This is a genomic window from Magnetospirillum molischianum DSM 120 (assembly GCF_000294655.1).
GTDB classification, from domain to species: domain Bacteria; phylum Pseudomonadota; class Alphaproteobacteria; order Rhodospirillales; family Magnetospirillaceae; genus Phaeospirillum; species Phaeospirillum molischianum.
On the sequence record NZ_CAHP01000023.1, the window covers coordinates 26665 to 38055 of the forward strand.

Here is an 11391-nt window from a genome sequence, read left to right on the forward strand (position 1 = left end):
CCGTAATGATCGAAGTTCAGAACATCACCAAGCATTTCGGCTCATTCAGGGCGCTCGACGACGTATCCTTGGCGGTCCCGAAGGGAAAGCTGGTGGCGCTGCTGGGGCCGTCCGGCTCGGGCAAGACAACGCTTCTCCGCATTCTTGCCGGGTTGGAAGCCCCCGATCGCGGCAAGGTCATCCTGGATGGGGTCGAGGCGACCGAGCAGAAAGCGCGCGATCGCGGTATCGGCTTTGTCTTTCAGCATTATGCTCTGTTCCGCCACATGACTGTCGCCGACAACATCGCTTTCGGCCTGACCGTGCGGAAAGGTAAGGACCGTCCGCCCCGCGCCGAGATCGACCGCCGGGTCGCGGCTCTGCTCGATCTGGTCCAGTTGAGCGGCTTGGCCGGGCGCTACCCCACTCAATTGTCAGGCGGGCAGCGTCAACGTGTCGCGCTGGCTCGCGCCCTGGCGGTCGAACCCCGTCTGCTGCTGCTTGACGAGCCGTTCGGCGCACTCGACGCCCAGGTGCGCAAGGAATTGCGCCGCTGGCTGCGTCGTCTCCACGACGAACTGGGGCTGACCGGGGTATTCGTCACGCACGACCAGGAGGAGGCTCTGGAGGTCGCCGACGAGGTGGTGGTGATGAACAAGGGCCGAATCGAACAGGTCGGCAGCCCCGCCGCGATCTACGATTCACCGGCAACGCCATTCGTTTATCGTTTTCTTGGCAACGTCAATTCCCTGCCTTGCGCCATCCATGACGGACGGGCCGAGATCGCGGGTCTCAGCCTGGCGATCGAAGCCCCCAATTCCGGCGGCGAGGGAAACGGAATCGCCTTTGTCCGCCCTCACGATGTTGAAGTTCGCCCACCCGCCGACGGTCTGCCCCGTGCCGTGGTTGAACAATTGGCAATCCTGGGGCCGGTGGTGCGGGCCGATCTGCTGTTACCCGGCAACATCTCGCTTGAGGTCGAGCTGACCCGCGAGCAGCAAAATCATCTTTCGCTGGCGAAGGGATCGCCAGTTGGTCTTTCACTGCGCCGGGCCCGCGTTTTCGCCGGAGCCTGATGCGCCCCGCATCACCATATGCGGTAAAATTGGAACGAAACGGCCCCACATTTGGGGGAGTGGAACCGTTTTCTCTTTTTTCCTCCCGGACCTGCCCTGGTTTCGTTTATCGCCATAAAATACATTATATTTATGTTATACACTCCTAATTTACACAATCTCTGTTGACATCGCAGGGAGCGAAACGCTATTGCCTGTGTCCTGAACGGAACCCGGTCATAATACGGGTCGACGAGAAAGGGCCAGGGCATGAGCAGCGACGCGAACCACGCAGATATCGAGCACACCGAACCGTTGGCGCGCGCCTCGGATGCAAGCGACTACCGGGATGGTCTGCGCCGCTATCGGGGCGGCGTGTGGGAAGAGGATCGTTGGTCCTCCTTTCGCCTGCGCCACGGTGTCTATGGCCAGCGTCAGGCCGGGGTCCAGATGGTTCGGATCAAGATTCCCGGCGGCGTGGTGCCACTGCCCTGGCTGCCGGTTCTGGCCGGTCTCACCCGCGACTTCGCCCAGGGTCCGGCTCACCTGACCACCCGTCAGGACATCCAGATTTATCATGTGCCGCTGGAACGCACCCCCGACGTGCTGGACCGACTGAGCGCGGCCGGCATGACCTCACGCGAGGCTGGCGGCAACACCGTCCGCAACGTCAATGCCTGCGCCCTGGCCGGGACCTGCCCGCGTGAACGGGTCGATGCGGGCGAGGTCGCCAACCGCTTGTCGCGCCTGTGGCTGCGCCATCCGCTAGTCCAGGCGATGCCGCGCAAGCTGAAGCTGACCGTATCGGGCTGCGCGACCGATTGCGGTGGGGCGACGATCAACGATCTGGGCCTGATCGCAATAGAAAAGGGCGGCCGGCCGGGCTTTCGCGTTCTGGTCGGCGGCGGGTTGGGCGCGGTGCCGGGAGTCGCGATTGAACTGGCCGATTTCGTCGTCGAGGAAGATATTCCCGCACTGTTCGAAGCGGTGATCCGTCTCCACATCCGTCATTCCACCCGCACCGAGCGGGCACGGGCGCGGCTGCGCTTCACCATCAAACGGCTGGGGGCAGACGTATTCCTGGCCCAGGTCCGCGCCGAATTCGAGCGACTGCGCGGCCTTGGCCAACGTCCGTGGGTTCCACTTGACTGGCGGCGGCCCTCCGATGACAGCACCGGCCCGCTGGCCCCGAACGGGCTGGTGACCGCGAGCGACGGGAGTGTCGGTGCAATCGTCCCGGTTCCCCTGGGACAATTGACTGCCGACCAGCTTGACGGCCTTGCCGCCATCGCTCAATCGTTTGGCGTCACCGAAGCCCGTCTGACCCGCGAACAAAATCTGGTCTTGCTTGGACTGACGCCAGATCGGCTGGCTGGGCTTGGCGAAGCACTGGCGGCTATCGGCTTGGACAGCCCCGAACTCGGAGCGACCAAACCATCGGTGGTGACCTGCCCCGGCATCACCACCTGCCGCATCGGCATCAACAACGCCCGCGCTTTTGGCCGCAAGCTTACCGAAAACATTGCGGCCGAGCCGAGGGAAGACCATGCGCCGGTCGATATCCGCATCTCGGGCTGCCACAATTCGTGCAGCTTGCACCACACGGCCGAAATCGGCCTGCATGGCCTGACCAAGACCGTCAATGGCCGCCCCGCCCCACATTACCGGCTGCATCTGGGCGGTGATGTCCATCGCGGCGCGTTCGGAATCGAAGGCCCGATCGTGCCTGCCAAGCTTGCCGACCGCGCCGTGACCCTGCTGCGCCGCTCGCTCCGCGACGACCGCCATCCGGGGGAAACCGTCCGCGACTGGGCCGTCCGTCTGGGACCGGAGGGGATTGCTGCCCTGCTCGAACCGCTGGCCGCAGAAGCCCCCACCGACGATTGGTTCGTCGATTGGGGCGAAACCCGGACCTTTACCGGACCGTCGCGCGCCACTGGCGAGTGCGCCGCGCCTCAGGTTCCCACCGCTCATTTGGGCGATCTGGCCCTGGACGCATTGAATAATCTCGACCGTTTCCTAGAGGTCGGACGCTGGCCCGAGGCTCTGAAAGCGGGCGAGGAAGCATCGGTTCTGGCGATCCGTCGTCTGCTGGCCGCACATGGCCTCGCCGTCGCCGAGGATGACGAGGCCGAGACGGTGTTCGCCCGTTTCCGCTCCAGCCCCGCAGCCACCGCCCGCTCGCTCGAAGCCTTCGACGCCGTACTGGCCGAGCGGACCTCCGCCCTGGTCACCGGCAATGCCCAATCCTACCGGGAGGCGCTGTCCTGGTTGATCGAATCCACCCTCAACCCGACCGGACGAGCGGCATGAGCCGGATCAGCCCCGAGACCTTGGCACAGTTGGCCGGAACCTGGGCCGTGCTGGATGGATTGGCCTTACTGGAAACGGCGATTCGCGGCCCACAGGCGGTTGCCGTGGCGGCGCTGACGTCGTTCGGTACGGAATCGGCGGTTCTGCTTGATCTGATCGCCCGGATCGATCCGGGATTGCCGGTGATCGTGCTTGATACTGGCGAATTGTTCGACGAAACGACCGACTATATCCGCACGTTGTCGGCTCATCTGGGGCTAACCCGCGTGACGGTGACCGGGCCGACCGAAGCCGAGCGGCAAGCGGCCGAAGACTTGTGGGAAACCGACGCCAACCGCTGCTGTGGCTTGCGCAAGGTGGCCCCACTGGCCCGCGCCGTCGTCGGGTTCGACGCGCTGATCGACGGTCGCCGCCGCGCTCACGGCTTTGAACGCGCCGCAATGCCAACCGTCGAGGTCAGCGGCGGCACGTTGAAGCTCAGTCCCCTGGCCGGATGGAGCGATTCGGACATCGAAATCGCCTTCGTCGAACGCGGCCTCCCCCGCCATCCGCTTGAAGTGCACGGTTACCGCTCGATTGGCTGCTGGCCCTGCACCCGCCCGGTCAAGCCCGGCGAACCGGCCCGCGCCGGACGCTGGGCCGGTGCGGCCAAGACCGAATGCGGCATCCACACCCGCCCGCTCGTGCAAGACGTGGCGGCGGCCCCCCTTGAAACCGGAAAACCGAACGGATTGTCATGAACGATCTCGACGCCCTGGAAAGTCAGTCGATTTACATCCTGCGTGAGGCGTTCAACCGCCTGGACAAAATCGCGCTGCTTTGGTCAATCGGCAAGGATTCCAATGTTCTGCTGTGGCTGGTGCGCAAGGCCTTTCTGGGCCATGTCCCCTTCCCGGTGATCCATGTCGATACCCATCACAAAATCCCCGAGATGATCGAGTTCCGCGACCGCGTGGCCCGCGAGTGGAACCTGCCCCTGCTGATCGGTCAGAACGACGCGGCGCTGGCAGAGGGAATGGGACCGCATCGCGGCCGGGTCGAATGCTGCTCCGCACTTAAAACCGAAGGGCTAAAGCAGGTGATCGCCGATCACAAGCTGACCGGCGTCATCGCCGGCATCCGCCGCGACGAGGAAGGCACGCGCGCCAAGGAACGGGTGTTCAGCCCGCGCTCGGAAACGGCGGAGTGGGACGTCAAGGACCAGCCGCCTGAATTCTGGGGCCAGTTCAAGACCGACTTCCCCGCCGGAACCCATATCCGCATTCATCCGCTGCTGGCCTGGACCGAGCTGGACGTCTGGCGCTACATCCGCCGGGAATCGATTCCGGTGGTCAATCTGTACTTCTCGAAGAACGGAAAGCGCTACCGCTCGCTGGGGTGCGCCCCCTGCACCAGCCCGATCGACTCGACGGCCTCCTCGGTTGACGAGATCATCGAGGAACTCGAAACCACGCGGATTTCCGAACGATCGGGCCGCGCCCAGGACCGCGAATCCGAAGACGCCTTCGAGCGTCTGCGCACCGGCGGCTACATGTAGTTCAGGAAGCCCATCGAAATGACCTCCACCACCACTCCGATGAACATCGTCGTCGTCGGCCATGTCGATCACGGCAAATCCACCCTGGTCGGCCGCCTGCTCCACGAAACCGGCGCCCTGCCCGATGGCAAGGTCGAGACCCTGCGCGAGGTGTGCGAGCGGCGCGGCATGCCGTTCGAATGGGCCTTCGTGATGGACGCGCTCCAGGCCGAACGCGACCAGGGCATCACCATCGACACCGCCCGTATCCGCTTCCGCACCCAGGCCCGGCCTTACGTCATCATCGACGCCCCCGGCCATAAGGAATTCCTGAAGAACATGATCACCGGCGCCGCCTCGGCCGAGGCTGCGCTGCTGGTGATCGACGCCGCCGAAGGTGTGCGCGAGCAGTCGCGCCGCCACGGCTATCTTCTCCATCTTCTGGGGCTGCGTCAGGTCGCCGTGGCGGTCAACAAGATGGATCTGGTCAATTTCGATCAGGCCCGCTTCGAAGAGGTCAAGGCCGAGATCGTCGATTACCTTGGCTCGATCGGCCTTAGCCCCACCCATGTTATCCCGGTGGCGGCACGTAGCGGGGCCAACATCTCGACCCGCGCCGCCGAAACCCCGTGGTACACTGGCCCGACCGTGTTGGCCGCATTGGACGGGTTCGCCCCGGCGCTTCCAGACACCGATCTGCCGCTGCGCTTTCCGATTCAGGACGTCTATAAATTCGACCATCGCCGCCTGATCGCCGGCAAAATCGAATCTGGACGGCTGACGGTCGGCGACACCTTGGTATTCGCCCCCTCGGGCAAATCCGCACGGGTCGCCAGCCTGGAACATTGGGGCGCGGGCGACGTGTCGGATCGGGCCGATGCCGGTCGGTCGGTCGCGATCACCCTGGACGAGCAGATCTTCGTCGAACGCGGCCAGATCGCCACTCATGCCGACACCCCCCCGATCCTGTCGCACACAATCGCAGCGCGGCTGTTTTGGCTGGGCCGCAATCCGTTGACCGTCGGCGCGCGCTATCGGCTAAAGCTGGCCACCGCCGAACACACCGTCGAGGTCGCGGCGATTCGTCGGGTAATCGATGTCGTCGATCTTGGCCATCACGACGGAATCGAAGTTGGCCGCAATGCGGTCGCCGAGATCGAGTTGCGCACTCGCGCGCCCGTCGCCCATGACTCGTTCGTCGATAATCCCCGCCTGGGCCGTTTCGTCCTGGTTGAAGGACACGACATCGTTGGCGGCGGCGTCATCGCACGCGCCGAGGGCGAACAGACCGGCGCCACTATCGGCAGCGGCATTATCCCCGTCGATTTGCACGCACGCAGCTTGGCCAACGGCCATCGCGGTGGAGTGGTCTGGCTGACCGGCCTGTCCGGGGCAGGCAAATCGACCATCGCCGCCGAGGTCGAGCGCCGCCTGTTCCTGCGTGGCTGGCAGGTGACGATTCTGGATGGTGACGCCCTGCGTCTCGGTCTTAATTCCGACCTTGGCTTCTCGCCCAAGGACCGCGCCGAGAACATCCGTCGCTCGGGGGAAGTTGCCCATTTGCTGGCTGAATCCGGGCTGATCGTGCTGGCCGCCTTCATCTCGCCCTATCGCGCCGACCGCGACCGGGTCCGGACGATCAACCCCGAGGCATTCCACGAGATCCACGTCGCCACCGCTCTGGCCGAATGCGAACGGCGCGACCCGAAAGGGCTGTACGGTAAGGCCCGGACAGGGGCGATCCCCCAATTCACCGGCCTCAGCGCTCCCTACGAGCCGCCGGAGACCCCCGATCTGACTCTGGCCACCGAGGGCCGCTCAATCGAGGATTGTGTCACAGAACTTCTGCACTACATCGACAACACTTTCGCCCTAACAGCGAAGGAACAAGCGGAGAGGTGGGGATTGTAGAGATCGACTTTCAGGACACGCGGCCACTCGACCGGGCGGAAACCTCGATATATGCTGCCTCTGTACGATAACGAACCGCCGCCCTGTGCGGAAACGGGTTCCTCACAAGGAGACTGGTTTTATGAGAAGGTTACGTATCGTTTGTGCCATCGGGACGGCCACCTTGGCCGCTGCCTGCGCCACACCGTGGGAAGTGGCCGATGTCCAAACGGCAATCGAAGCTCCGCCCGCCTCGACTGGCCCGGCGTTCACCCGTGCGCTGTTCGACGAATATCGTGACCTCGCCAAATTCGAGGCGTTGGAAGAATACGACTGGATCAATGCCGCCGTGTTCGCCCGCAAGGGGCTGCGTGCAGCAAACGGCGAAGTGGTCGCCCCGGAAGACCTGGCCGCGTGGGATATTCCCGCCGAACGAGTCGCCGAACTGACCGCCGCCCGCGCCCGACTGGTCGGCTATCTGTCAACCGGAGCGGCCGACCGCATGCCTGCGGTCGCCGCAAAGGCTCAAGCCGCGTTCGATTGCTGGGTCGAAGGGGAATCCGAGGGTGACAGCCTGTCGGAATGCCGCTCTGACTTCGTTAAGGCCGCGGACCAGTTGGAGCCACCGCCGCCGGCTGCCGCGCCCGCAGCCAATGCCGCCGCGGAGCCAAAGATCATCCGCAGCTTCGTGATCTATTTCGATTTCAACAAATCGACCCTAAGCCAGAAGGCTCACAAGATTCTGGCCGAAACCGTCGCCGCGCGGGCCGAGCTTGCGCCGACCACGATCCACATCATCGGTCACACCGATACGTCGGGCAATGCCGCGGTGAACGATCGTCTGTCCGCCAAGCGAGCCAGCGCCGTTGCCGAAGCTTTGGCTCATCTGGGCGTTAAGGCCGATCAGAAGGCGGTGGGCAAGGCCCAGCCGGCAGTCATCACCGGCGACGGCGTGCAGGAACAGCGCAACCGCCGGGTCGAAATCCTGTTCGAGAAATAGGAGCGACTCTCCCTCCGCAACGGAGGGAGAGAGACCGCCGTTCGCAAAGAAAACTCCCCCGGCACTGATGCACCGGGGGAGTTTTTTATTTCCCATCAACCAAATCGCCGACAAGCAGCCGAAACTACTCGCTTTTGTAGTTGGGCGCTTCCTTGGTGATGGCGATATCGTGAACGTGGCTTTCCCGCAGCCCAGAAGCGGTGATCCGGCGGAAGGTGCAACGGGTCTGCATTTCGGCGATGGTCGCGTTACCAGTATAGCCCATGCCCGCACGCAGGCCGCCGATCAACTGATGGATCACGGTGCCGACCGGACCTTTATAGGCGACCCGCCCCTCGACGCCTTCGGGAACCAGCTTCAGCTTGTCGCCGACTTCGGCCTGGAAATAACGGTCGGCCGAACCGCGCGCCATTGCCCCGATCGACCCCATGCCGCGATAGGATTTGTACGAACGGCCCTGATACAGGAACACGTCGCCGGGGCTTTCCTCGGTTCCGGCGAACAACGAACCCAGCATCACGCAATCGGCTCCGGCCGCGATCGCCTTGGCGATATCGCCCGAATATTTGATGCCGCCATCGGCGATCACCTTGACGCCATGACGGTGAGCGACCTCGGCCACCTCCATCACCGCCGACAATTGCGGCACGCCAACACCGGCAACCATCCGGGTCGTGCAAATGGTGCCCGGACCGATGCCGACCTTCAGAGCATCGGCACCCGCCTCGATCAGGGCGGTGGCGGCTTCGGGCGTGGCGATATTGCCGCCGATCACCTGAGCCGACGGCATCGCCAGTTTGATCTCGCGCACCGTCTCGATCACGCCCCGCGAATGGCCGTGAGCGGTATCGACGACGATCACATCAGCCCCGGCCTCGAACAGTGCGACGGCACGGGCATAACCGTCAGGTCCGACGCCGGTGGCGGCGGCGACCCGCAGGCGCCCTTTTTCGTCCTTGGCTGCGTTGGGGTGGGCCTCGGCTTTTTCGATGTCCTTGACCGTCACCAGCCCGATGCAGCGGTAATCGGCATCGACCACCAGCAACTTCTCGATCCGATGCTGGTGCAGCAACCGCTTGGCTTCGTCCTTAACCATCCCCTCGCGAACGGTGACCAGACGTTCCTTGGTCATCAATTCCTGCACCGGCTGGGACGGGTCGGAAGCGAAGCGAACGTCACGGTTGGTCAGGATACCGGCCAGTCGGCCCGTGTCACGCTCGACCACCGGAATACCGGAAATCTTGTGATCGGACATCAGCCGCAGCGCGTCGGCAAGCGGCTGGTCGGGATGGATGGTCAGCGGATCGACCACCATGCCGGATTCAAACTTCTTAACCTTGCGGACTTCGGCGGCCTGCGCCTCGATCGACAGATTTTTGTGAATAACGCCGATGCCGCCGTTCTGGGCCAGCGCAATCGCCAGCCGACATTCCGTGACAGTATCCATCGCCGCCGATAACAGCGGGATGCCGAGTTCGATCGAGGCGGTCAGCGAGGTGCGGGTATCGGCCTGAGCAGGCAAAACTCCGGACTCCGCCGGGACCAGCAGAACGTCGTCGAACGTCAGCGCTTCCTTGATGACCATGCCACCTCCGGTGAGGAATTAGGTAAAGCCGGCGGACGGCCCCGCGAAATGCGGACCGCCCCCGGTGCCGATATCGGCTTTGGAGACCTGTGTGGCGAGCTATCATACACAATCCGGCCCCGCTCTCAAGAATTCGACGACTCCCTATCTCCGTCAGACAGGAATGCGTCCCTGATCGGGGTTGTGCATTGCCGAACCCTATCGTATAGCTTTACTTGTCTGAGGAGTGAATGGTCCGGACGATCACCGGCCTCAGGAGACGCGAATGAGATTATTCAACGCTGTCCTCAATTGCCCTCATTGTGGCAAAACCTGCGCCCACCGGGTCATGTCCTATGGCGATGGCACCGCCGTCGCATGGTGCAGCACATGCCATAACCCCAACGAATTTCTGATCGAGCGATTGCGCGACAACGTAGCCCCACAGACGAATCAGGCGGCGGAATGAACCGAAGCGCCCCTCTCGCGGCAGGACTGGCCTTGCTCTGCCTGGCCGGATGCGTCTCGGCCTCGGTGCCGTGGCGTCACCCCACCGTTCCGCGCGAGCAGTGGAGCCAGGATTATTCGTCCTGCCGCCGTCAGGCCGAGCGCGAGTCCGGTTGGCGCGACGAAGACAATACCAGCCCCAGCGCCTTCCGCGAATACGACCGCCAGCGGGCGAAACGGCAAGCCGACGGATCGCTGGCTTTGTGCATGACCGATCTGGGCTATGTCCCCGCCTCGCGCAGTGAGCCCGACCGGCGCTAACTCTCGATCTCTCCCCTTCGGTGATAACACCGAGAGAGAAATCTTTCGGCCTGCCTCATTGTTGCAAATCAGAATAGTTTCGTGCAGGAAAGGGCTGAAGCCATTGGGACAGCACCACTCCGAGTTTCGGCCTTCCTAAAGCACCGCCCCCAGCCTGTGACGGAGTTCCCATGAGAATCAAACGGATAATCGTCGTGCTGGTCGCCAGCGGCGTGGTGTTCGGCGGCGTGTTGGGGTTCGTGCAGTTCCGACAGAACATGATCAAGTCTTACTTCGCCAACGCGCCGAAGCCGGTGATGACAGTAACCGCAACCCCGGCGGTGATGCAGGATTGGCGTGGCGTCGTGCCTGCGGTCGGTACGCTCCAAGCCGTCAACGGCGTCAATATCAGCAGTTCGGTTTCCGGTCTGGTGCGGACAATTGCGTTCCAGTCGGGGCAAGACATCCACCGGGGCCAGCCGCTTCTGCATCTCGACAGCGATGTCGAACTCGGCGATCTGCGCAGCGCCGAAGCGGAAATGGCGCTGGCTCGGGTCACTTACGACCGCACGGTCTCCCTATTGCGTAGCAATACCGTCAGCCAGTCGGCGCTGGACAAGGCCGAGGCCGAATTGAAGGTCAAGGCCGCCCGCGTTGCCGGTCTGCGCGCCACCATCGCCAAGAAAACCGTCCTGGCTCCGTTCGACGGTACGCTGGGGGTCCGCAAGGTCGATCTCGGGCAATATCTCGAACCCGGCAACACCATCGTCAACCTCCAGGATCTATCGCGGATGCTGTGCGACTTCACGGTGTCGCAGAAGGAACTGGGCACGGTGTCCGTCGGCCAGGCCGTGCGGATGACAACCGACGCATGGGCGGGCGAGACCTTCGAGGGCGTTATCGCCGCCGTCGAGCCACAGGTCGATGCCAAGACCGGGATGATCGGAATCCAGGCCAGCTTCCCCAACGCCAAACGCCGCCTGCGCCCCGGCATGTTCGCCAAGATCGAAATCGCCCGAGCCGAGATCGAGCGGACAGTCACCGTGCCGAATTCGGCGGTGTCCTACAACCTGCACGGCGATGCGGTGTTCGTGGTGAAAGAGACGGCGGGCGCCGATGGGAAAACCATCCACGAAGTCGAACGGCGCGTGGTGCAATTGGGTGATCGCCGCGAGGGCGTGGTGATGGTGCGCAAGGGAGTCGACGCGAACGAGTTGGTGGTGACGTCGGGCCAGGTCAAGCTGGAGAACGGCAGCCGGGTCGATATCTCCGCAACCGATCTGTTGAAGCCCGCCGCCCCCGCCAATCCCTGATCCAACGTCCACGG

Annotated in this window: 10 protein-coding genes; 9 read left to right on the plus strand and 1 reads right to left on the minus strand. The window is 63.6% G+C overall.

The window, feature by feature from the left end:
• Positions 1-5 precede the first annotated feature (5 nt).
• The 6 genes from PHAMO_RS10955 to PHAMO_RS10980 all read left to right on the plus strand — a co-directional run bounded on the left by PHAMO_RS10955 (position 6) and on the right by PHAMO_RS10980 (position 7753).
• On the plus strand, positions 6-1055 hold the full coding sequence (locus PHAMO_RS10955; RefSeq protein WP_002729354.1) for a sulfate/molybdate ABC transporter ATP-binding protein: 1050 nt from the start codon (positions 6-8) through the stop codon (positions 1053-1055).
• A gap of 249 nt (positions 1056-1304) precedes the next feature.
• Complete coding sequence (locus PHAMO_RS10960) at positions 1305-3347, plus strand: nitrite/sulfite reductase (RefSeq protein ID WP_002729355.1); 2043 nt, start codon at positions 1305-1307, stop codon at positions 3345-3347.
• Positions 3344-4087, plus strand: coding sequence for a phosphoadenylyl-sulfate reductase (locus PHAMO_RS10965; RefSeq protein WP_002729356.1), 744 nt, complete (start codon positions 3344-3346; stop codon positions 4085-4087). The genes PHAMO_RS10960 and PHAMO_RS10965 overlap by 4 nt, the downstream gene beginning before the upstream one ends.
• Complete coding sequence (gene cysD, locus PHAMO_RS10970; protein WP_002729357.1) at positions 4084-4884, plus strand: sulfate adenylyltransferase subunit CysD; 801 nt, start codon at positions 4084-4086, stop codon at positions 4882-4884. The genes PHAMO_RS10965 and cysD overlap by 4 nt, the downstream gene beginning before the upstream one ends.
• Before the next feature lie 18 nt (positions 4885-4902).
• A complete protein-coding gene (gene cysC, locus PHAMO_RS10975) occupies positions 4903-6774 on the plus strand; it encodes an adenylyl-sulfate kinase (protein ID WP_002729358.1) in 1872 nt (623 codons plus the stop codon).
• Between the two features lie 121 nt (positions 6775-6895).
• On the plus strand, positions 6896-7753 hold the full coding sequence (locus tag PHAMO_RS10980) for an OmpA family protein (RefSeq protein WP_002729359.1): 858 nt from the start codon (positions 6896-6898) through the stop codon (positions 7751-7753).
• A 124-nt stretch (positions 7754-7877) separates the two neighbouring features.
• On the opposite strand, the gene guaB is transcribed toward PHAMO_RS10980, so the two are convergent.
• Positions 7878-9338 carry an IMP dehydrogenase gene (gene guaB, locus PHAMO_RS10985; RefSeq protein ID WP_002729360.1) on the minus strand — a complete coding sequence of 487 codons (1461 nt, stop codon included), beginning with the start codon at positions 9336-9338 and terminating at the stop codon, positions 7878-7880.
• Positions 9339-9603: 265 nt separating this feature from the next.
• On the opposite strand from guaB, the gene PHAMO_RS10990 reads away from it, so the two are divergent.
• From PHAMO_RS10990 to PHAMO_RS11000, 3 genes are all read left to right on the plus strand, one after another.
• Positions 9604-9786 (plus strand): hypothetical protein, encoded by a 183-nt coding sequence (locus PHAMO_RS10990; RefSeq protein WP_040566860.1) that lies wholly within the window; start codon positions 9604-9606, stop codon positions 9784-9786.
• Complete coding sequence (locus tag PHAMO_RS10995; RefSeq protein WP_002729361.1) at positions 9783-10085, plus strand: hypothetical protein; 303 nt, start codon at positions 9783-9785, stop codon at positions 10083-10085. The genes PHAMO_RS10990 and PHAMO_RS10995 overlap by 4 nt, the downstream gene beginning before the upstream one ends.
• 170 nt (positions 10086-10255) lie before the next feature.
• Positions 10256-11377, plus strand: a complete 1122-nt coding sequence (locus PHAMO_RS11000) for an efflux RND transporter periplasmic adaptor subunit (RefSeq protein ID WP_002729362.1) — start codon at positions 10256-10258, stop codon at positions 11375-11377.
• The last annotated feature ends 14 nt before the right edge of the window (positions 11378-11391 follow it).

Coding starts and splice junctions, on each gene's coding strand:
- PHAMO_RS10955 (WP_002729354.1), top strand. CDS start 6: ATGATCGAAGTTCAGAACATCACCAAGCATTTCGGCTCATTCAGGGCG.
- PHAMO_RS10960 (WP_002729355.1), top strand. CDS start 1,305: ATGAGCAGCGACGCGAACCACGCAGATATCGAGCACACCGAACCGTTG.
- PHAMO_RS10965 (WP_002729356.1), top strand. CDS start 3,344: ATGAGCCGGATCAGCCCCGAGACCTTGGCACAGTTGGCCGGAACCTGG.
- cysD (WP_002729357.1), top strand. CDS start 4,084: ATGAACGATCTCGACGCCCTGGAAAGTCAGTCGATTTACATCCTGCGT.
- cysC (WP_002729358.1), top strand. CDS start 4,903: ATGACCTCCACCACCACTCCGATGAACATCGTCGTCGTCGGCCATGTC.
- PHAMO_RS10980 (WP_002729359.1), top strand. CDS start 6,896: ATGAGAAGGTTACGTATCGTTTGTGCCATCGGGACGGCCACCTTGGCC.
- guaB (WP_002729360.1), bottom strand. CDS start 9,338: ATGGTCATCAAGGAAGCGCTGACGTTCGACGACGTTCTGCTGGTCCCG.
- PHAMO_RS10990 (WP_040566860.1), top strand. CDS start 9,604: ATGAGATTATTCAACGCTGTCCTCAATTGCCCTCATTGTGGCAAAACC.
- PHAMO_RS10995 (WP_002729361.1), top strand. CDS start 9,783: ATGAACCGAAGCGCCCCTCTCGCGGCAGGACTGGCCTTGCTCTGCCTG.
- PHAMO_RS11000 (WP_002729362.1), top strand. CDS start 10,256: ATGAGAATCAAACGGATAATCGTCGTGCTGGTCGCCAGCGGCGTGGTG.